Consider the following 20,307-nt stretch of genomic DNA (forward strand, 5'->3'; position numbering starts at 1 on the left):
GAGAGCCGGGATGGAGAGCCCATGCGCATTTTGATCGTCGAGGACGACGAGGTCCTGGCCGACGGCCTGACCGTGGGCCTGCGCCTGTCGGGTTTCACCGCCGACCTTGTCGGCACGCTGGCCGATGCCCGCGCGGCGCTGGACGTGTCGGAATTCGAAGGCATGGTGCTGGACATCATGCTGCCCGACGGGCTGGGACTGGACCTTCTGTCCGAACTGCGTGCGAAGGGATCCGCCCTGCCCGTGCTGCTGCTGACCGCGCGGGACCAGGTCAAGGATCGGGTGCGCGGTCTGGACGCCGGGGCCGATGACTATCTGGGCAAGCCCTTCGACCTTCAGGAACTGGCCGCCCGTCTGCGGGCCATCCTGCGGCGCGGCGAAGGGCGGGCGAACGGGGCCCTGCGCCACAACGGGCTGGTCATCGATCCGGCGACGTTCTCTGGCCGGCTGCATGGGCAGGATCTGTCCTTTTCCCGCCGCGAATTCGCGATCCTTCATGCGCTGATGGAACATCCCGGCCGGGTCCTGTCCAAGGACACGCTGGAAGAGCGCCTGTATGGCTGGCAGGAAGAGATCGAGAGCAACACGGTCGAGGTCCATATCCACCGCTTGCGGGCAAAGATCGGCCGGGACTTCATCGAAACGCTTCGCGGCCTGGGCTATCGGCTGGCAGCAGAGGGGGACGCGCCATCTCGATCCGGCTGAGACTGTTCCTGATCCTGGTCCTGGCCACCGGCGCGGTCTGGCTGTCGGCGGCACTGTGGATCCAGACCTCGACCCGGGCAGAGGTCGAACACGTGCTGGACGCCCGCCTGGCCGAAGCCGCGCGCATGGTGTCGTCGCTGATGTCCGGCCAGCGGATCGCGGTGGCGCAGGCCGGCGGCGCCCCGATCAGCGTGCCGATGCCCGCGGTCGAAGGGTACAACCGGCAGCTTTCCTGCCAGATCTGGTCCCTGGACGGCGTAATGGTCGGCCGGTCGAACGGCGCCCCCGACGCCGTGCTGACCGATGCGGCGGCCGAAGGCTATTCCCGCTCCACCGTCGATGGCGAACCCTGGCACGTCTATTCGGTCATCAACCGCGACCTGGGCGTTCGGGTGATGGTGGGCGACAGCCTGGCGGTGCGGGACCGGCTGGTCCGGGACGTGCTGGCGGGCCTGCTGCTGCCGGTGGCGATGATCCTGCCGATCCTGGCCCTGCTGATCTGGGTCAGCGTCGCCCGCGGGCTGGCCCCGCTGGACCGGTTGGCCGCAACCCTGCGGGCGCGGTCTCCATCCGACCTCAGCCCCTTGCCTGCCGGCCCCGAACCGCAGGAAATCCGGCCGGTACGCCGTGCACTGGACACGCTGTTCGCGCGCCTTGCAGCAGCACGGGACGTCGAGCGGGATTTCACGACTTATGCCGCACACGAGCTGAAGACACCGCTGGCGGGGCTGCGGACGCAGGCGCAGGTGATCCGCCTGTCGGATGACCCGAAGGTCCAGGCCCGTGCCCTGGCCGCCATCGAGAAATCGGTCGACCGGACCGACCGCATGGTGCGGCAATTGCTGGAACTGGCGGCCGTCGACCGGTCGGACGTGGCGACCGAACCGACCGACCCCGGCCGGCTGATGGCCGAGACGGTCGATGACCTTGCGGTGCTGGCCGAGGCAAGGGGCGTGACGGTCCAGATCCTAGCCCCCGACATCGGCGGGCCGCTGGGCACCAACCCCTTCCTCCTGCGCGCCGCGCTTCGCAACGTGGTCGAGAACGCGATCCACGCCTCGCCCGTTGGCGGGCGCGTGACGGTGGCGCTGCAGCGGCAGGGCACGGATATCGAGCTGGTGGTCCGGGACCATGGGCAAGGCATCCCGCCGGACCTGCGCGACCGCGCCAGCGAGCGTTTCACCCGCGGACAGGCAGGCGGCCCGAACGGCAGCGGCCTGGGCCTCTCTATCGTCGCCAGCGCGATGGAGCGATTAGGGGGCGAGGTGATTTTTGACGACAGCGACGGCGAAGGGCAGATCGTGCGGTTGCGGCTGCGTGGCAATGGCCAAGGATAACCCTGCGATTTCCAGGAAGCATGCTGAAATCACTGCCCAAAGTGACGGCGAGACCGGGTAGCGGTCGCCCCCCGGGTGCGGCCGCCCTTCTTTCGCTGCATCGGCAGCCCTCCCGCAACAGCGGGCCGTACGTTCAGCCAGCAGGCAATGGCCCAAGGGGGGCCAACCATTCACTGCGCCTCCTGCTGCGCCAGCACCGGGAAGACCCCCGGGGGAAACCGCCGTTCCTCCTCGTTTCCGAACGGCGACAGGCCGGCCCGTGCGCGTTCGGCCTGTTCCAGCGCCGCAACGTCCCCGACCTCGTCGTGATCGTTCAGGCTGGTGGGACAGAGCGTCAGCCTCTCCTTTTCCAGACATAACATGTCTCGGCCAGACTGTGCCGGGTGCAGTGCTGAACCTTGCCTCTTGGAAGGCCGACCTGTCGCTCTGCCCCGGGTGACTGCAGGCCGGACTGTTCGGGCCGGCGGAACGGGCGGGTCCCGGCCTCCTGCGAAAGGCCGGTTCCGACCCCCCTGGCCACGGGGGTCGGGGTTGAGCGGAAACAGCATCGGCGACGTCGCTTTCGTGCAATGACGGTTAACCGGATGGTGCTAATCGGGATCTGCAAGGTGCCGTCCGCAAGGGCGGAGAATTGGGAAGCCGGTGCAGATCCGGCACTGCCCCCGCAACGGTAAGGGAAGCAAGGGCGCGGCGACGAACCACTGGGGAAGGAGAGCCCCGGGAAGGTGTCGCGGCCGGTCGGAAGGCCTTCCCAAGTCCGGAAACCAGCCTTGCATGTGACGTCAACCGCGGGCGGCGGTGCAGACGCCCGATGGCGCTTGGTCCTGCCGCGCGCTGTCAGGCCTGCGCTGTCCCTCCGCCCTCGATCATGCCGCCGGTCAGCGCGGACGGAGAGACCATGGAATACGATCCCCTGCGGCTCCTGGCCGCGCGCCGTCCCGGATACGCGCTGGAGCGGCCCTTCTATACCGACGCGGGCATCTATCAGGCGGATCTCGATACGATCTGGTACCGCGACTGGCTGTTCGCGATCCCGGCCTGCGAGCTGGAGAAGGCCGGATCCTATGTCACCCACAAGGTCGGCGAATACCGCGTGATCATTGTCCGCGGCGGCGACAACGTGATCCGCGCGTTCCACAATTCCTGCCGTCACCGCGGGTCGATCATCTGCAAGGGCGAAAAGGGCAACGTGCCAAAGCTGGTCTGCCCCTATCACCAGTGGACCTACGAACTGGACGGCCGCCTGCTGTGGGCCCGCGACATGGGCCCGGCCTTCGACCCGTCGAAGCACGGGCTGAAGACCGTCCACTGCCGGGAACTGGCCGGGCTGGTCTATATCTGCCTGGCGGACGACGCGCCCGATTTCGACGCCTTCGCCGACCTGGCGCGCCCCTATCTGGACGTGCACGACCTGGCCAATGCCAGGATCGCCTATTCCTCGTCCATCGTGGAAAACGGCAACTGGAAACTGGTCTGGGAAAACAACCGCGAATGCTATCACTGCGGCGGCAACCACCCCGCCCTGTGCCGGACGTTCCCGGAAGATCCGACCGTGTCCGGCATCGGCGAGGACGGCAATGCACCCCCGCATCTGCAGGCCCATTTCGACCGGTGCGAGGCCGCGGGCATTCCCGCGAACTTCCACATCGCCGACAGCGGCCAGTACCGCGTTGCGCGGATGCCGCTGCTGCCCGGGGCGAAAAGCTATACCATGGACGGCGGCATCGCGGTGCAGAAATGGCTGGGCCGGGTGCCCTTCGACGACGCCGGATCGCTGTTGAAGTTCCACTATCCCACGACCTGGAACCACTTCCTGCCGGATCATTCCATCCTGTTCCGCGTCACTCCCATCTCGCCGACGGAAACCGAGGTGACGACGAAATGGCTGGTTCACAAGGATGCGGTCGAAGGCCGCGACTACGACCTGAAACGCCTGACCGAGGTCTGGATCGCCACCAATGACGAGGACCGCCGTGTGGTCGAGGACAACCAGCAAGGCATCAACTCGCCCGCCTACGAACCGGGACCCTATTCGGCGATCCAGGAATCCGGCGTGATCCAGTTCGTCGACTGGTACTGCAACACCATGACCGAACGCCTGGGCACCCCCGCCCGAATCGCCGCGGAGTAATGTCGATGAAGGACATGTCGAACCTGCCCGACCGCGCTTTCTGGAGCGATGCCGAGCCGCTGGAATGCGTGTCCGTCATCCCCGAGGTGCAGAATACCGCCACCTTCACCTTTCAGGCGCCTTCGGGCGCGCTTTTCGACTATCTGCCCGGGCAGTTCCTGACGCTGGAACTGCCGACCGCACAGGGCACGGTGCACCGGACCTACACGATCTCGTCCGCGCCGTCGCGGCCGCGGTCGATTTCCGTCACCGTGAAGGCGCAGGCCGACAGCATCGGCACGCGCTGGATGCTGGACCACCTGAAGCCGGGAATGCGGATCAAGGCCTTCGGCCCCGCGGGGGTCTTCAGCCACCTGAACCACGAGGCGCCGAAGTACCTCTTCATCTCGGCCGGGTCGGGGATCACGCCGGTCATGTCGATGACGACCTACATGTTCGACCTGGGCACCGTGCCGGACGTGGTCTTCGTCAACTGTGCCCGCAGCCCGTCGGAAATCGTCTTCCGCCAGCGGCTGGAGCACATGGCCAGCCGTGTGCCCGGGATCGACCTGCACTGGGTGATCGAGAAACCCGATCCGTTCAGCCCTTGGACCGGCTATCGCGGCATGTTCAACCAGCTGATGCTGGGCCTGATGGCACCCGATTATCTTGAGCGCGAGGTGTTCTGCTGCGGGCCGGAGCCGTTCATGCAGGCCGTGCGCGACGCGCTGCAGGGCCTCGGCTATGACATGGACCGGTATCATCAGGAAAGCTTCCAGGCGCCCGCCGCGACCGAAGCCGACGTGCCAGAACTGGACGATGTGGTCCCCGAAGAAGGCTCCCAGGTCGAACTCACCTTCGCCATGTCGGGCGTCACCGCCAGAGTGGCCGAGACAGACACGATCCTGGCCGCCGCCCGCGCATCGGGGCTGAACATCCCGTCGGGCTGTACTTTCGGCGTCTGCGGCACCTGCAAGATCAAGAAGGTCTCGGGCGAGGTGCACATGGTCCACAACGGCGGGATTTCCGAGGACGACATCGCCGACGGCTATATCCTCGCCTGCTGTTCACATCCCATCGGCAAGGTCGCGGTCGAGGTCTGACCGCGACCCGCCGGGCGCCGGAACGCTGCGCCCGGATTGATCCCCTGGCCTGTCACGACAGGTCCGGTCGGCGGGGCACAGACGCGCCGGTTCGTCGACACGACTGTGGCGGCGGCTGCCGACCGTGATACTCTGCCCGGAACGCACCACCGGACGGACCGCCATGACCACAACCGAAGTCGACTATGTGATCGTGGGGGCCGGATCCGCCGGATGCACCCTGGCCGCCCGCCTGTCCGAGGATAAAGACACGACCGTCATGGTCCTGGAAGCCGGCGGCCCCGACCGCAATCCCTGGATCCGCATCCCGCTGGGCTGGCCCCACATCCTGTCGAACCGGATGGACGACTGGATGTATTTCTCGGAACCCCAGTCCGAAATCGGCAGCCGCGCGATGGAGTTTGCGCGCGGCAAGGTGCTGGGCGGCTCATCCTCGATCAATGCGATGGCCTATGTGCGGGGGCACAGGGGCGACTATGACGCGCTGGCGGATGCCGGGCTGGCGGGCTGGGGCTATGACGACGTGCTGCCCTATTTCCGGCGGCAGGAAAGCTGGGAAGGCGGGGCCAGCGATTACCGCGGCGGCGACGGGCCGCTGACGACGCGGTTTTCCACCTATCCCGATCCTTTGGTCGACGGCTTTACCCGGGCCGGACTGGCCGCCGGGCATCCCTGGACCGACGATTACAACGGGGCACAGCAGGAAGGCTTCGGCGCCTGGCAGTTCTCGATCCGGAAAGGGCGGCGCTGTTCCAATGCCGACGCCTATCTGAAACCCGCGCTGCGACGCGCGAACCTGACGCTGAAGCTGAAGGCGCTGGCGACGCAGATCCTGTTCGACGGGCCGCGCGCCGTGGGCATCGCCTATCTTCAGGACGGCACCCTGCATCGGGTCCATGCGGCGCGCGAGGTACTGCTGTGCGGCGGTGTTGTGAACTCTCCCCAGCTTCTGAACCTCTCCGGCATCGGCGATCCGCAGGATCTGGCGGCCGTGGGCATCGCCCCGCGCGTGGCCCTGCCGGGCGTGGGGCGGAACCTGCAGGACCATCTGTCGGCCGCTGTCTTCTATGCCCGCAAGGACCCCGGGCCACTGCACCGCCGGATGCGGGCCGACCGCCTGGCGCTGGAGCTGGGGCGCGCCTATTTCGCCGGACGGGGCATCGCCACGAACCTGCCCGTGGGCAGCATGGCCTTCCTGAAAAGCGACCCCGGCCTGGCCATGCCCGATCTGCAGTTCAAGACCATCGCCGCCCCGATCCATGCCAGCCCGCACATGGGACGCATCCGGCCGCCCTATCAGGACGGCTTTTCCATCCGCGCCATCGTGCTGCGGCCCGAAAGCCGGGGGCGGATCCGGCTGATCTCGGACGATCCGGCGCAGGCCCCTCGGATCGATCAGAACTTCCTGACCGCCGACGCCGACCGCGCGCTACTGCGGCAGGGCCTGCGCATGGCCCGCGACGTCGGCCGGCAGGCACCGCTGGCCCCTTTCGTCGGCGCCGAGGTCGCGCCGAAGGGGTATTCGGACGACGTGCTGGATGCGCTGATCCACGCGACTGCTATCACCGTCCACCATCCGCTGGGCACCTGCCGGATGGGCCAGGAGAGCGATCCCGAAACCGTAGTCGACGCCCGTCTCAACGTGCTGGGGACGGAAGGGCTGCGGGTCGTCGATGCCTCGGTCTTTCCCACGGCCATCGGGGGCAACATCAACGCGCCCGTGACCATGCTGGCCGAACGCGCAGCGGATCTGGTGCGGGGGCTGGTCCACGGGCCCGCGTCACGCGGGCCGGCAGCCCCACCGGTGCGGCAAGACCGCTAGGCGCCACCGTGCCCTGTCGACAGACGCGCGACGATCTCGGGGCGCGGGGGGCGCGGGACGGGGCTGTCGGCCACGCCCTCGATCAGGTCCAGAAGGGCCAGCGTCGCGATCTCGGCCACGCGGTCCAGATGCAGGTCGACGGCAGTCAGCGGCGGTGTTTCCGTCCGGGCCCGGATACCGTCGTAGCGGGTGATCACCTTCACATCCCGCGGCACGCTTCGGCCCGCGGCGCGAAGGCCCACCATCACCCCCGTGGCCAGCGCATCGACCGGCACCAGCACGCCGTCGCAGGCCGGGTTTCGTTCCAGATCGCGCAGGATCGCCGCGGCGGCAGTCGTTTCACCCTGCGCCTCGTCCACCCGGATCACGCGGGGCACCAGGCCGGCGCGTGACAGTTCCGCGCAATAGGTCCGTTCGAAATCGGCATAGCTGCGGCGTTGGCTGACCCCGATCATCAATGGGAAGGACCGGGCGCCCGCCGCCAGAAGATGCCGGATCATCAACCGCGCCGTTTCTTCGTATTGAAGATCGACAAAGGGCCCCTGCGGGTCGGCCGGGCGGCCCACGGCCACCGTCGGCACTGCCCGGCTGGTCAGTAGGTCAAGAAAGCGGTCGTCGGCCGCGGGTTCGACCAGCAGCGCACCGTCGAAGGGCACATTGCGCAAGGCTTCGACCGGGTCGTCGATAGGGGGCACCAGGATCAGCGCCACATCGCGGCTGAGCGCGGTCAGGGCAGCCGAGGCCGCGATTTCCATCATGAAGCCCAGCTTTGACGCCCCCGCCGCCACGGCCGTAGGCATCGAGGACAACAGGGCAATCGTGTTCGCCCGCCCCGTCCGCATCCCGCGCGCCGCCATGTTGGGCGTGTAGTCCAGATCCCGAATCGCGTCGTCGATCCGGGCCCGTGTTTCGGCGTCGACCCGGCGCTTTCCGCTCAGCGCGTTCGAAACCGTGCCGGGAGAGACCCCGGCCCGGCGCGCCACATCGACAACCGTCGGGCGCTTTCCGCCCGGCTTTTTCGGCTTGCCCGTTTCACTGTCGCTCATCTTGCAGCCATGTCCGCCGAATTTCTGCCCGATCCGCGGGCGCTTCTGGGATCTTGGCTCCCGCCCTTCAGTAAAACGTTTTAATTCACCGCCGGCAAGCGCATAAGATCTTTAAAACGTTTTAACACCCAACATCCAACGCCGCGAGATCCGAAAGGCCGCGCCCGAACCGGAAGGACACGACATGACGGCATCGACACTGGAACGACCCACGAAGGCCCTGCCCGACCAGGTGACCCTGCGCCGCCGCGCCCTTGGGCTGACGGCTTACGATCCGGCCCGGTCCGCCGGGGGCTATACCCTGTTCGCGGGACAGACGGCCGCAGGTCGCGTGGACCTGGTGGATATCGAAGGCAACACCGCCCACACGTGGCAGATGCCGGTCCGCGCCGGCCGCGACGCAGTGATCCTGCCCAACGGCAATCTGGGTTACAACGGCAGCCACAAGACCTCGGCCGCGCTCTATCCCGCCTGGGACCTGTGGCATGGCGGCGATTTCTACGAAGCGACACCCTCGGGCGAGATCGTCTGGCGGCACGAGGACATCTTTCACCACCATGACGGCCAGTGGCTGGCCAATGGTAACCTGCTTTACACCGTCGCCGCGCCGCTTCCGGCCGACAAGGCCGCCCGCGTCACCGGCGGCGATCCCCGCAAGGACGGGGCCGACGGCATCATCCAGTCCGACATCGTGCGCGAGGTGAACCGCAAGGGCGAAACCGTCTGGGAATGGCGGATCTGGGACCATCTCGACCCGGCCGACTTCCCCGTCCATGCGATCTTCGACCGGCGTCACTGGCCGATGATCAACGGCCTGTCGCTGACGAAGACCGGCCTGATCCTGATGAGCCTGCGCACGACCTCGGGCGTGATCGCCGTCGACCGTGCCACCGGCCGCGTGGTCTGGCACGTCGGCCCCGACGTCGTGGCCCAGCAGCACACACCGATGGAGATGGAGGACGGCTCCATCCTCGTCTTCGACAACGGGAACGTCCGGCAGGGGTCGACCTCTCCCTTTTCCCGCGCGCTGGAATTCACGCCCGAGGGCAAGGTCACGTGGTCCTATGCCGACCCGATGCCGCCCAGCTTCTTTTCGCCCTACATGGGCTCGTGCCAGCGGCTGTGGAACGGCAACACGCTGATCTGCGAAAGCGCGTTCGGGCGGCTGTTCGAGGTGACGCCCGAGGGCGAAACCGTCTGGGAATACGTCATCCCCGACTTCGCCGAATACCCTGCGCCACTGAACCAGTTCACGCAAGGCCAGCACAATTCATGCTTCCGCGCCCACCGCTACAAGGCGGAGCAGGTGACATGGCTGTGACTGACCTGCAAACCCCGCCCACATCCGAGAACGGGCTCCTGCCTCAAATCAAGCGCCTGTGCGGCATCGCCGCCGCGACGCTGACAGGGGGCCCGGTGATCTCGTTCCTGTTCATCCTGGGCATCTGGTCCGCCGTGGGTGCCCTGCAGATCCTGCCAGAGGCGATTTTTCCCGCGCCCTGGTCGGTATGGTCCGCCACGGTCGAGATGTGGCAGAACGGCACCCTGGCCAAGGACCTGCGCGTGTCGCTGTCGCGCGCGGCCATCGGGTTCGTCCTGGGCGCAAGCCTTGGCGTAGCGCTGGGGCTGCTGACAGGGCGCGTCGCGGTGATCCGGACGCTGCTGAACCCGTTCCTGACGCTGCTGCGTCCGATCCCGGCCATCGCGCTGGTGCCCGTGGCCATCGTCTGGTTCGGCATCGGCGAAGGGTCGAAATACTTCGTCATATCCTACACCGTGTTCCTGACGGTCTGGTTCAACACCCATCACGGCATGGAATACGTGCCGGAAACCTACCTGCGGGCCTCGCGCTCCCTTGGAGCGTCGAAACTGCGGGAATTCCTGACGGTCGTGATCCCGGCTGCCGCCCCCCACATCTTTGCCGGCATAAGGCTGGGCGTGGCGCTGGCCTTCCTCAGCCTTGTCGCCGCGGAACTCTCCGGCGCGTCGTCGGGCATCGGCTATCGGCTGCAGGAGGCGCGGCAGTACATCCGCACGGACCGGATGTTCTCGCTGCTGATCATCCTTGGCCTGCTTGGTGCCACCGTCGACCTGATCGTCCACCACATCGGCAAGAAACTCGTCCATTGGGAGCAGTCGTGATGACCACCATGCTCAACGAAGGTCATGTCCGGGTTCAGGATGTCACCATCCGCTTCAACGGAAAGAAGGGCCCCGTCATTGCGCTCGACACCACCAATGTCGACCTGAAACCCGGCACCTTCACCGCGCTGATCGGCCCGTCGGGCTGCGGCAAGTCCACCCTGATGAACGCGATCGGGGGCTTCGTGAAGACGTCCTCCGGCACGATCGCCCTGGACGGTGTGCCGATCACCGGCCCGTCCGACAAGGTGGGCGTGATCTTCCAGCAATACGGCCTGTTCCCCTGGTTCACGGCGCTTGGCAACGTGCGCTTCGGGCTGAAGCGGCTCGGCCTGTCGAAGGCGGAAGAGATCGACCGCGCCCGCGCCGCGCTGGACGAGGTGGGCCTTGGCGCCCATGCCGACAAGTACCCCCAACAGTTGTCGGGCGGCATGAAACAGCGCGTGGCCATCGCCCGCACCTTCGCCTTCGGGCCGAAGGTCCTCTTGATGGACGAACCCTTCGGCGCGCTGGATGCCCAGACCCGGCTGGTGATGCACGATCTGTTGCTGAGCGTCTGGCAGAAGCACCGCGCCACGGTCCTTTTCGTCACCCATGACGTGGACGAGGCGCTGCTTCTGGCCGACGAGGTCCGGGTCATGAGCCAGGCCCCCGGCCGCCTGATCCGGCACTACGAACTGACGCAAGCCCGCCCCCGGACCTTCAGCCGCTCCGGCTCGGACCTGCTGACCATCCGGGACGAGATCATCGACCTGCTGCGCCCCCGCGCGCTGATCGATGCCTGAACAACAACTGATCTGACAGGAGAGACCCAAATGACCATGTTCAAGACCCTCGCCGTCACCACGGCCATCGCCCTTTCCCCCGTCCTTGCCCCGGTCCTTGCCCATGCCGAAACGCTGGTTTTCGCGTGGAGCCCGAACCCGCAGACCCCGCAGGTCGATGTCGCCATCGCCCAGGGGTATTTCACCGATGCCGGGCTGGATGTGGAGATCGTGTCCTTCCCCACGGGCCGCGAAGGGTTCGAGGCGCTGATCGGCGGGCAGGTGGACGTGGCCTTCATGGCCGAATTCCCCGCCGCCACCGGCGCCCTGACCGGGCAGAATTTCCGGATCGTGGGCGATCTGGCGCGCTATACCGGGTCGCGCGTGATCGGCAATACCGCGGCCGGGCCGCTGACCTCGCCCGCCGACCTTGCCGGCCGGCGGATCGGCACGACCATCGGCACCAATGTCCACTACTTCCTGGACGGCCTTCTGAAAGACGCAGGCGTCGAGGCGGAAATCGTGTCGGCCGCCCCGCCGGATCTGGTCCCTGCCGTGACCCGCGGCGATGTCGACGCCATTGTCCCCTTCCCCACCTTCTATGGCGCGGCCGCGAAGACCCTGGGCGACAATTATGTGGAACTGCGCGGCGGCGACTATCAGGTCCATTACATCCTGGCCGCCACGCCCGGGATGACGGGCGAGAGGCTGGAGACGCTGAAATCCTTCATGGGTGCGCTGGCCAGGGCGGACGCCGAAGTGGCGGCGGATCCGGCGATGGCGATGCAGGCGGTCGCGGCGTCCATGAACGGGACGATGCCGGTCCCGGCGATTGAAACCATGTGGCAGGACGTCGATATCGGCCTGAAGCTGGACGATGGCCTGGCCGACCTGATCGCGGCCGAAGCCGACTGGATCCTGGCCCAGGGCGTGATCCGGGGCGAACCGCTGTCGGCCGAATCCATCGCGGCCTACATGGCCCCCGAAGCGCTGAACAGCGCCGCGACCGTCGGCAACTGACCGACCCCGTAGGGTGCGTGCTCTGCACGCACCATTCGCCGTCCTGAAACCATCCAGGCCACCCGCACACAGCAACAACTTATCGAACCCCGATCCCGGTGCTATGGCTGGCGGATGATCTGGAATGTTCTCTTCGCGCTGGGTGGCGTGGGCGTTTTTCTTGTCGGGATGCTGATGCTGACCGAAGGCCTGAAGGGCCTGGCCGGCGATCAGATCCGGTCGGTCCTGGCCCGGTTCACCAGCACCCCCCTCAGTGGCGCCGTCACCGGCGCCCTGACCACCGCGGTGGTGCAGTCGTCCAGCGCCACGACTGTCACCGCGGTAGGCTTCGTCGCGGCGGGCGTCATGACATTCGCCCAGGCCCTGGGCATCATCTTCGGTGCCAATATCGGCACGACGCTGACCGGCTGGATGGTGGCGGGGCTTGGCTTCAAGCTGGACCTGGGTCAGGCGGTGCTGCCGGTCGTCTTCCTGGGTGCCGTTCTGCACCTGACCGGACGGCCAAGGCTGGTGGCGGCAGGTCAGGCGCTGGCCGGGTTCGGCCTGCTGTTCATCGGCATCGATTTCCTGAAGGACGGGCTGGACGCGTTTCAGGGGATCGTGACGCCCCAGGACTTTCCGCCCGACACCCTGGCCGGTCGCCTGCAACTGCTGGGCATCGGGTTGGTGATCACGGTGGTGACCCAGTCGTCCAGCGCCGGGGTCGCCACAGCGCTGGCCGCCCTTGGTGCCGGGGCGATCAACTTTCCGCAAGCGGCGGCGCTGGTGATCGGCATGGATGTCGGCACCACCTTCACCGCCCTTCTGGCCACACTGGGCGGCGGGACCATGGCGCGGCGCACGGGCCTGGCCCATGTCGTCTACAACCTGATGACCGGTGCCATGGCCTTTGCCCTGCTGGGGCCCTTTTCCGCCTTTGTCATGCCACTGATCGGCGGCGGCAACGGCCAGATCGCGCTGGTGGCCTTTCACAGCCTCTTCAACGGACTGGGCGTCGTCCTGATCCTGCCGGTGGCGCAGCCCTTCGCCCGGCTGATCGAATGGCTGGTGCCGGAACGCGGATCGGCCCTGACCGCCGGGCTGGACCCCGCCGTCCTGCCAGAGCCGCCGCTGGCCACGCGGCTGGCGCTGGACTGCCTTGAACGGCTGAACATCGCGACCTGCGATCATCTGTGCCACAGGCTGGGGGCAGAGCTGCCACCCGATGCGGTCCGCCACGACAGCGAGGAATTGCGTGCCGCCCTGACCGAGCTGCGCGCATATCTCGACCGGATCATCCTGCCGCCGGGAACCAAGGACCAGACACAGGCCCTGGCCAGTGCCTTCCACGCGCTGGACCACCTTTTCCGCCTGCTGCATCGCTGCGACCAGGCAACCCGGATCATCACGCTGGGCAAGACGCATCGTCTGCGCCGCCTGCGCGGGCTGATGGCGGGCGCCGCGGCCCGGCAGGCACGGCCCGCCGACCGCCAGGCGACCGAGGCGATGCTGGACCGCCTTCGGACCCTGATGAAGGACCAGCGCCGGGCCCCGCGCGACCGGATCGTGGCCGCCGCCGTGTCGGGCACCGTCAGCGACCAGCTGGCACTGGACCAGCTGGACGCGCTGCGATGGCTGCACCGCACCGCGTATCACTTGTGGCGGATCCGGGTGCACCAGAACCGGGCCGCCGCCCCGACCGATCCTGCAATCCCCCCGGCCGAAGAGGCCCGGATCGAAGTCACCCAGGACTGACCAAGGACCAGCGACCCGGTCCGGGCGGACGGTCCTCCCCGCCGCCCACCCTCGACATCGCGCTTTTATAGGAACGCGGTGCAAGTCTGACCCACATTCAGCCTTCAGTTCCGCCTTTCCGGGCCGAACTGTGCAGCGCCGGCATTCCGGCCGGATGCTCCAAAGAAAAAGGCCCGCCCCGGGCAATGCCGGGGCGCGTGCGTCGTGGTTGTCGTCGAAACGGAATGGATCAGTTCACTTCGGCACAGCCGTTTCATAGATCTTGGCGGTAATCGCCTCGCGGCCGCCGTTCAGCTCGTCCACGATGCCTTCCCACTTGGTCAGCAGATCCTTGTAGGTGGTCTGCAGCGCCTCGGCGTTCTCGAAACCGCGCTGTTCGGCCAGGTCCAGAAGGCGCTTGGATTCGGTGTCCGCAAAGTCAGAGAACTGCGTGGTCAGGCTTTCGCCCGGTTCGACCACGTTCACGCCGTGCTCGCCCGCATCGGCCAGGGCCGCATCATCTTCGGCCGCGAACGCGATGGCCACGTCGACAGCCGCCAGCGCGCCTTCCTTGTAGAACATGGTCTGCGTTTCCGGGGACAGGCTGGCCCCGCTGTCGGCGTTCATGTTGACCGGGATGCCGCCGGCAAAGGTGCCGATGCCCATGTCGGTCACGTCCTTGACGACGTCATAGAGCGACATCTGGATCAGCCACGCCGTGTTGCCCGCGACGCAGTCCAGCTGGCCCCGCTCCAGCCCGGCAGGATGCCGGCCGGCAGCAGCATGCCGATCGATTGGCCCGTGAACATGCCGTATAGGACGAAAAGGATGCTGGGCGGGATCATCGTCCCGATGGTGCCGGACGCCGCGACGACGGCCGTGGCCAAGGATGACGCAAGCGATAGCGCAGCATCTCCGGCACCGCCAAGCGCGCACGGATCAGCACTCAGGCGGCTTCGCGGTGGGTCAGGTGCGACCCGTCTTCCAGGATATGGGGCGCAGGACACCGACCTTGCGGGCGGCGTCCTTCAGGTCCAGGCTCATCTCCTCGGGCGGACCGTGGGCGCCGCGGCGGGAATCCTGTTCATAGGGCGCGACCACGTCGGGGACGAAGGCCTCGACCCGGTCCGCGATGTCCAGCGCCCGGTCCGACATGCCGGACGTGTCGAATGCAAAGGTCATCTGGGTGCCATCCGGATTGCGACGTCCGGGCGGATCGTCCCGTCGTTCAGCATCGGGTTCACCACGATGGAATCGCGCCAGCATAGCGTGTCCCCAGAGATCACCCAGCTCGGTGTTCAGGTCCAAAATCGTGACTTTCGCCCCGGCCGCTGCCAGCAGGTCAGCGGGTGCACCGCCCAGGCCAGATGCGCCACCGGTGACGATGGCTGCGGTTCCTTCGATCTTCATGTCGGTCTTCCTTGCTAACTCCGTCAGGCCGCCGTCGGTTTCGCGGTCCAGTATTCGTCCTTCAGCTTGCGCTTGATCAGTTTGCCGGTCGGCGTGCGGGGCAGCTCGTCGCGGAAATCGACGCTCCTGGGCGCCTTCGGCTTCGACAGCCGCGCGCGCGTCCAGGCGATCAGCTCCTGCGCCTTTTCCTCGGTCGGCTCGACCCCCGGTTCCAGCTGGACGACGGCTTTCACCTCTTCGCCCATCTCCTCGCAGGGCACGCCGAAGACCGCCACGTCGGCGACGTCCGGGTGACCGATCATCATGTCCTCGGTCTCCTGCGGGTAGATGTTCACGCCGCCGGAGATGATCGTGTAGGACGCCCGGTCGGTCAGGAACAGGAAACCGTCCTCGTTCACATAGCCCACGTCGCCGATGGTGGCGCAGCCTGGCCGCAGATAGGCGCGGGCGGTCTTTTCGGGGTCGTGGCGGTACTGGAATTCCACGCCGCTGTCGAAATAGATGTTGCCGATCTCGCCCACGGGCAGTTCGTTGCCCTCATCGTCGACCACGACGATCTCGCCGATCATCGACTTGCCCACAGTGCCCGGGTACTTCACCCAGTCCTCGGAGATTGCGATGGTCACGCCGTTGGCTTCCGATCCGGCATAGTATTCGATCAGGATCGGACCCCACCAATCGATCATCGCCGCCTTCACGTCCTTGGGACAGGGCGCTGCCGCATGGTAGGCCACCCGAAGCGAGGACATGTCGTATTTCGTCCGCACGTCTTCCGGCAGCTTCAGCATCCGCACGAACATGGTCGGCACGACCTGGGTATGCGTGACGCTGTACGCCTCGATCAGGCGCAGCATCTCTTCGGCGTCGAAGCGTTCCATGATGACCGCCGTGCCGCCCAGCATGACCGCCATCATCGACGTCCGGAGCGGCGCCGCGTGATAGAGCGGTGCGGGCGACAGGTAGATCGTGTCGGGGCCCATGCCGGCCATCGTCTCGCACAGGACGGTCATCAGGCCCGGGATTACCGTGTCGACGGGCTGCGGCGTGAAGGTGCGGGTGATGCCCTTGGGGCGCCCCGTCGTGCCGGAAGAATAGAGAAGGTCGGCCCCTGCCGCCTCGTCCGCGACGGGCGTGGCGGATTGGGTGGCCTCGAACGCCTTCCAGTCCAGGTCCGCGGGCACACCGGCGCCACACAGGAAGAAACGCACCTCGGGACAGGCGGCCCGAAGCGCGGGCAGCAGCTCGGCATACCTGGCGGACACGATGGTCACCTTGGCGTCGCAGTCAACCACGATATAGGCGATCTCGTCCGCCGACAGGTGGCGGCTGATCGCGGTATAGAACAGGCCGCTGCGCTGCGCGGCCCAGGTCAGGCCCACAAAATCCAGGTTGTTCTCGAACAGCAGGGCGACATGGTCGCCCTGCCCCAGACCCAGCGCGCGAAAGGCCTGCGCACCCCTGTTCGACACGGCGTCCAGTTCCGCAAAGGTCAGCGACCCGCTGCCATCCGCCATCTGATAGGCGATCTTGTCCGGCGTCGTCTTCGCGAATGCCGATGGATGTTTCATGTCATTCCCTCCCTTTAGGTCCCGTTGGCGGCCGCTCAGCTGCGTTCTCCCAGGCCCAGGCTGCGGCCGATGATTTCCTTCATGATCTCCGACGACCCGGCATAGATCCGGCTGACCCGGGCCGAGCAGTACATGCGGGCGATCTCGTATTCTTCCATGAACCCGGCGCCGCCATGCAGCTGCACGCAACCGTCGCCCACCTCGCCCTCGATCTCCGAGGTCAGAAGCTTGGCCTCGCGCCGCCATCTCGGCCGTCAGGTGCCCGTCCATGTGTTCCAGCGCGCAATGATCGACGAAGGTCCAGGCGCCATCCAGCCTGGTCTTCATCGCAGCCATGGCGAAACGCGAATTCTGGAACTTGCCGATGGGCCGGCCGAAGGCGCGGCGTTCGACGATCAGCCCGGCCAGGATCCTGTTGGAAATGAAGGTCTTGGCCCCATTCAGCAGCCAGTGATCGCCCTTGTCTTCGGCCGTCTTGCGGATCATCTGTCTTTCCTCATGCCGCACCGTTGATCGCGGTCACGTCCGGCACCGGCAGTTTTTCCAGCCGCCGCAGAAAGCCCTTGTCCTCGTTCAGCCGGGCCTTGTTGGCGTTATCGCCGGCCTCGGCCTCCGGCAGGCCGTTCAGATAGCCCCCGGCGAAAAAGGTCTTCTTGGCCGATGCGAAGATCACGCCCTTCAGGCCCTCTTCGGCCTCCAGCCGGGCCACCGTGGCGCCCATGAGATCGTGGCAGGCGGGGACCGTCATGTTGGCCGACTGCCCGTCCATGTCCATCGTCACGACAGCTTTCCGGACGCGTCGCGACGATAGTCAAAGCCCATGTAAAGCCCTCCCAAAGCGTGGCCTCTCCCCGCCCCCGCTTCTGCTCGACGGGACCATACCGGCGGCCCGTCATTTTTTCAAGCGATGCATTAAAAAATGCTTCCGAGGCCCGGAGACCGCTTCGGTCCGAGTTGATCTGGGACGGGTCCCTGCCTATAAAACTAGAGAATTTACTTGAAATCCGAGAAGGTTGAATGGCGCCCACGGCAAAAGAGTCCCTGCGCAAGGGCGAACGGACGCGGATGCGTCTGAAGAAGACCGCGCTGCGGTTGTTCGCCCAGCAGGGAATCGAAAACGTGTCGATCCGGGACATCCAGTCGGCCGCCGGACAGAAGAACAACGGCTCGATCACCTATTACTTCACCTCGCGCGACGCCCTGATCCGCGAGATCCTGGCGGATGTGGCGGCCAGGCTCGACGATGACAACAACCGCCGCCTGGACGCACTGGAAGCCCGCGGCGGGCCAAACAGCGTCCGCGAGGTGGCCGAGATCCTGCTGCCCGTGGTGAACCGCGGATCGGCCGACGCACAGGACGAACTGTTCCAGCTTCAGTTCTTCACCTCTGTCCTGATCACCCGCCGCGACCTGCTGTTCGAGGCGACGGCGGATGCTGACCGCGCCACACGGCGCTGTTTCCGCCACATCGCGCGGCTGGCGCCCGAGATGCCGAAGGAAATCATCAACCAGCGTCTGCAGTTGATGCTGCTGTTCGCCCTGTCGGCCGGTGCCTCGATGGAATCCGGCAAGGAGGGGCACCGCAACTGGTCGTCGCTGTGGAACCAGGCTTCCGCGGAACCGAACCTGGCCGACATCATGGCCGGCATGATCATAGCACCGGTGTCGGACACGACCCTGGCCGTCGTGGGACAGAAACGCAGCGACATCGCCGCAGAGGCCGTCCCGACGCCGGACAGCTGATCCGCCGCAAAAAGCACCCCTCCGATCGCCCGTCACCCGCGCCCGGCCGCCCCGAACAATGTCTGCCGCGCAGTTCGTGAAGTTTTCGTGACTGCAGCGGGGCGGGATTGCCCTGCCGTCCCCGGGCCGCTACCCCGGCGCGGGTTATCGGCCCCGGCTATTGAAACGGAACGACATGTCGGCAGGACTGGAAGCTGTGACCAAGCGGTTCGGCAAGGCCGTGGCGGTCGACGCCATATCGGCCCAACTGGCGGACGGCGAATTCTTCGTGGTTCTTGGCCCTTCGGGGTGCGGCAAGTCCACCTTGCTACGCCTGATCGCAGGCCTGGAAACGGCGGATGAAGGGGCGATCACGCTGGATGGCGTATCCGTTGCCCGGCCCGGCCTGCATATGCCCCCGGAAAAGCGCGCCGTAGGGGTCGTGTTCCAGTCCTATGCGCTGTGGCCCCACATGACGGTCCGCCAGAACGTGGCCTTCCCCGCCGAATCCGCCGGCCTGCCCCGGCGCGAAGTCGACCGCATCGCGGACCGCAGCCTGGACACCGTGGCCCTGACCGATTTCGCCGACCGGATGCCCGCAGCGCTGTCCGGCGGCCAGCGGCAGCGCGTCGCGCTGGCTCGCTGCCTTGCGGGCGGCGCGCGGACGATCCTGATGGACGAACCCCTGGCCAACCTGGACCCGCACCTGCGCACGCGGATGGAGGCCGAAATCCACCGCTTTCATCGCCAGGCAGGGGTAACGACACTTTACATCACCCACGACCAGCGCGAGGCAATGGCCCTGGCCGACCGGATCGCGGTCATGTGGAACGGACGCTTCCTGCAGGTGGCCCCGCCGCAGGAGTTGCACGACCGCCCCGTGACCGAAGAGGTCGCCCGCTTCATCGGTCGCGCCGCCGTACTGCCGGCGATGCTGACAGGGGGCGGCGCAGACCTGGGGCCGTTCATCCTGCCCTGGTTGACCGGGAACGGCCCCGGACAGGTGGTCCTGCGCCCCGGTGACATCGCGTTCGGCGGCGTGACGCCCGCCCGCCTGACCCATGTCTTCTATCGCGGGGGCCACTGGGAAGCGCTGGCCGAGGTCGAAGGGCTTTCGGAACCCCTGCCCGTTTCGGCCCGGCAGCGGCTGGCGGACGGCGGTCTGGTGACCTTGGCCATCAACGGTGGCTGGATCCTGCCGGGAAAGAGCGGCTGAAACCGGCCGCCACTGCAGGTCGGTTTCAAATGCAGATCAGTTCAGTTGCACACGGCACGACAACGGCCCGCAGGACAGGATCCTGCGGGCCGCACCCGGCCAGGCCGGGAAACGTCGGGACAGCAGGCGCGTCACGCGCCGCCGGAACCCGCGCCAAGGTTACTTGGCGAAAAGGTCGACCTTCACCTCGGACGAGTCGCCGTGGTCCGTCGAATTCACCTGCGAGCGAATTTCCTCGGCCGAGGCCAGCAGGATGATGTCGCGACCCTGCACGGCAAGCGTTCCCTGTTCGGCCAGGACGGTGATCTTGTCATCGGCCGTGCTCATGTCCAGACCGTCCGCCAGGTCGATGCTGACATCGGCGATGTTGGCGTCGATATCGGCATCGGCGACGGTGCCCAGAACCACGCCGTCCTCGGTCATGACAACCGAGCCCATGTAGCCGTCAAGAACCGTCACATCCGACAGATCGGCGGGCGCGGGGTTCACTTCCGCGAAAGCCATGGTCGAGGTCAGCATGGCGGCCGAAGCAAGGGCGAGGATTTTGGTTTTCGAAAACATGTCGAAGCCTTTCCTTGTTTGGTTCGTTGCTGGTTCAACACCAGACACCCGCCTGTTGTTCCAAGATT

At 66.6% G+C, this 20,307-nt stretch carries 21 protein-coding genes, 2 pseudogenes and 1 riboswitch; of the genes and pseudogenes, 13 read left to right on the top strand and 10 right to left on the bottom strand.

Translation table 11 applies throughout. The features are described 5' to 3' along the window. The first annotated feature begins 21 nt into the window (after positions 1–21). Together FQK05_RS12140 and FQK05_RS12145 are read left to right on the top strand one after the other, a co-directional pair. Positions 22–705: a winged helix-turn-helix domain-containing protein gene (locus FQK05_RS12140; protein ID WP_158967059.1), complete on the top strand. Its 684-nt coding sequence runs from the start codon at positions 22–24 to the stop codon at positions 703–705. 41 nt (positions 706–746) lie between these two features. Continuing rightward, positions 747–2,042 carry an ATP-binding protein gene (locus FQK05_RS12145; RefSeq protein ID WP_267902368.1) on the top strand — a complete coding sequence of 432 codons (1,296 nt, stop codon included), beginning with the start codon at positions 747–749 and terminating at the stop codon, positions 2,040–2,042. 170 nt (positions 2,043–2,212) lie between these two features. Here the strand turns inward: FQK05_RS12145 and FQK05_RS12150 are convergent, their stop codons facing one another. After that, positions 2,213–2,404, bottom strand: a complete 192-nt coding sequence (locus FQK05_RS12150; RefSeq protein WP_158967061.1) for a hypothetical protein — start codon at positions 2,402–2,404, stop codon at positions 2,213–2,215. Positions 2,405–2,631: 227 nt separating this feature from the next. Beyond that, a riboswitch (cobalamin riboswitch) is annotated at positions 2,632–2,829 on the top strand. A gap of 111 nt (positions 2,830–2,940) precedes the next feature. Here FQK05_RS12150 and FQK05_RS12155 point away from each other — a divergent pair. The 3 genes from FQK05_RS12155 to FQK05_RS12165 all read left to right on the top strand — a co-directional run bounded on the left by FQK05_RS12155 (position 2,941) and on the right by FQK05_RS12165 (position 7,077). Beyond that, positions 2,941–4,173: an aromatic ring-hydroxylating oxygenase subunit alpha gene (locus tag FQK05_RS12155; RefSeq protein WP_158967063.1), complete on the top strand. Its 1,233-nt coding sequence runs from the start codon at positions 2,941–2,943 to the stop codon at positions 4,171–4,173. A 5-nt stretch (positions 4,174–4,178) separates the two neighbouring features. Then, positions 4,179–5,255 carry a 2Fe-2S iron-sulfur cluster-binding protein gene (locus tag FQK05_RS12160; RefSeq protein ID WP_407644503.1) on the top strand — a complete coding sequence of 359 codons (1,077 nt, stop codon included), beginning with the start codon at positions 4,179–4,181 and terminating at the stop codon, positions 5,253–5,255. Between the two features lie 163 nt (positions 5,256–5,418). Then, positions 5,419–7,077 (top strand): GMC family oxidoreductase, encoded by a 1,659-nt coding sequence (locus tag FQK05_RS12165; RefSeq protein ID WP_158967065.1) that lies wholly within the window; start codon positions 5,419–5,421, stop codon positions 7,075–7,077. Here the strand turns inward: FQK05_RS12165 and FQK05_RS12170 are convergent. Further along, positions 7,074–7,877 carry a substrate-binding domain-containing protein gene (locus tag FQK05_RS12170; protein WP_407644507.1) on the bottom strand — a complete coding sequence of 268 codons (804 nt, stop codon included), beginning with the start codon at positions 7,875–7,877 and terminating at the stop codon, positions 7,074–7,076. The two genes, FQK05_RS12165 and FQK05_RS12170, sit on opposite strands and share 4 nt — an antisense overlap. A 69-nt stretch (positions 7,878–7,946) precedes the next feature. After that, positions 7,947–8,123, bottom strand: a pseudogene (locus FQK05_RS26535) (LacI family DNA-binding transcriptional regulator); the annotation flags it as partial. Positions 8,124–8,307: 184 nt separating this feature from the next. Here FQK05_RS26535 and FQK05_RS12175 point away from each other — a divergent pair. From FQK05_RS12175 to FQK05_RS12195, 5 genes are all read left to right on the top strand, one after another. Further along, on the top strand, positions 8,308–9,444 hold the full coding sequence (locus FQK05_RS12175; protein ID WP_158967069.1) for an aryl-sulfate sulfotransferase: 1,137 nt from the start codon (positions 8,308–8,310) through the stop codon (positions 9,442–9,444). Further along, the gene (locus FQK05_RS12180) at positions 9,435–10,265 is read left to right on the top strand and encodes an ABC transporter permease (RefSeq protein ID WP_158967071.1); all 831 of its coding nucleotides are present in this window, start codon (positions 9,435–9,437) and stop codon (positions 10,263–10,265) included. Before FQK05_RS12175 ends, FQK05_RS12180 begins: the two co-directional genes overlap by 10 nt. Then, positions 10,265–11,050 (top strand): ABC transporter ATP-binding protein, encoded by a 786-nt coding sequence (locus FQK05_RS12185; protein ID WP_158967073.1) that lies wholly within the window; start codon positions 10,265–10,267, stop codon positions 11,048–11,050. The genes FQK05_RS12180 and FQK05_RS12185 overlap by 1 nt, the downstream gene beginning before the upstream one ends. A gap of 30 nt (positions 11,051–11,080) precedes the next feature. Beyond that, positions 11,081–12,049: an ABC transporter substrate-binding protein gene (locus tag FQK05_RS12190; RefSeq protein WP_158967075.1), complete on the top strand. Its 969-nt coding sequence runs from the start codon at positions 11,081–11,083 to the stop codon at positions 12,047–12,049. A 114-nt stretch (positions 12,050–12,163) separates the two neighbouring features. Further along, positions 12,164–13,783 (top strand): Na/Pi cotransporter family protein, encoded by a 1,620-nt coding sequence (locus tag FQK05_RS12195; protein ID WP_158967077.1) that lies wholly within the window; start codon positions 12,164–12,166, stop codon positions 13,781–13,783. A 234-nt stretch (positions 13,784–14,017) separates the two neighbouring features. Here FQK05_RS12195 and FQK05_RS12200 read toward each other — a convergent pair whose 3' ends face one another. The 5 genes and pseudogenes from FQK05_RS12200 to FQK05_RS26085 all read right to left on the bottom strand — a co-directional run bounded on the left by FQK05_RS12200 (position 14,018) and on the right by FQK05_RS26085 (position 16,940). Next, positions 14,018–14,464, bottom strand: a complete 447-nt coding sequence (locus FQK05_RS12200) for a type 2 periplasmic-binding domain-containing protein (RefSeq protein WP_158967079.1) — start codon at positions 14,462–14,464, stop codon at positions 14,018–14,020. Between the two features lie 5 nt (positions 14,465–14,469). After that, on the bottom strand, positions 14,470–14,607 hold the full coding sequence (locus FQK05_RS26080; RefSeq protein WP_158967648.1) for a TRAP transporter large permease subunit: 138 nt from the start codon (positions 14,605–14,607) through the stop codon (positions 14,470–14,472). A 439-nt stretch (positions 14,608–15,046) separates the two neighbouring features. Further along, positions 15,047–15,172, bottom strand: a pseudogene (locus FQK05_RS12210) (3-hydroxyacyl-CoA dehydrogenase); the annotation flags it as partial. A gap of 23 nt (positions 15,173–15,195) precedes the next feature. After that, complete coding sequence (locus FQK05_RS12215; protein ID WP_158967081.1) at positions 15,196–16,740, bottom strand: acyl-CoA synthetase; 1,545 nt, start codon at positions 16,738–16,740, stop codon at positions 15,196–15,198. A gap of 35 nt (positions 16,741–16,775) precedes the next feature. After that, on the bottom strand, positions 16,776–16,940 hold the full coding sequence (locus FQK05_RS26085) for an acyl-CoA dehydrogenase family protein (RefSeq protein WP_233270475.1): 165 nt from the start codon (positions 16,938–16,940) through the stop codon (positions 16,776–16,778). 28 nt (positions 16,941–16,968) lie between these two features. Here FQK05_RS26085 and FQK05_RS26090 point away from each other — a divergent pair, with 28 nt between their 5' ends. Next, entirely contained in the window at positions 16,969–17,253 is a 285-nt protein-coding gene (locus FQK05_RS26090; protein ID WP_233270476.1) for a hypothetical protein, read from the top strand. On the opposite strand, the gene FQK05_RS12225 is transcribed toward FQK05_RS26090, so the two are convergent. Next, positions 17,237–17,521, bottom strand: coding sequence for a Clp protease/crotonase-like domain-containing protein (locus FQK05_RS12225; RefSeq protein WP_158967083.1), 285 nt, complete (start codon positions 17,519–17,521; stop codon positions 17,237–17,239). The two genes, FQK05_RS26090 and FQK05_RS12225, sit on opposite strands and share 17 nt — an antisense overlap. Before the next feature lie 236 nt (positions 17,522–17,757). Between FQK05_RS12225 and FQK05_RS12230 the strand changes: the two genes are divergently transcribed. Next, positions 17,758–18,483, top strand: a complete 726-nt coding sequence (locus tag FQK05_RS12230) for a TetR/AcrR family transcriptional regulator (protein ID WP_158967085.1) — start codon at positions 17,758–17,760, stop codon at positions 18,481–18,483. A gap of 175 nt (positions 18,484–18,658) precedes the next feature. Further along, entirely contained in the window at positions 18,659–19,678 is a 1,020-nt protein-coding gene (locus FQK05_RS12235; RefSeq protein WP_158967087.1) for an ABC transporter ATP-binding protein, read from the top strand. A 159-nt stretch (positions 19,679–19,837) separates the two neighbouring features. Here FQK05_RS12235 and FQK05_RS12240 read toward each other — a convergent pair whose 3' ends face one another. Further along, complete coding sequence (locus FQK05_RS12240; protein WP_158967089.1) at positions 19,838–20,239, bottom strand: hypothetical protein; 402 nt, start codon at positions 20,237–20,239, stop codon at positions 19,838–19,840. Positions 20,240–20,307 lie beyond the last annotated feature (68 nt).

It is taken from the genome of Chachezhania sediminis, assembly GCF_009765275.1.
Classification (GTDB): domain Bacteria; phylum Pseudomonadota; class Alphaproteobacteria; order Rhodobacterales; family Rhodobacteraceae; genus Chachezhania; species Chachezhania sediminis.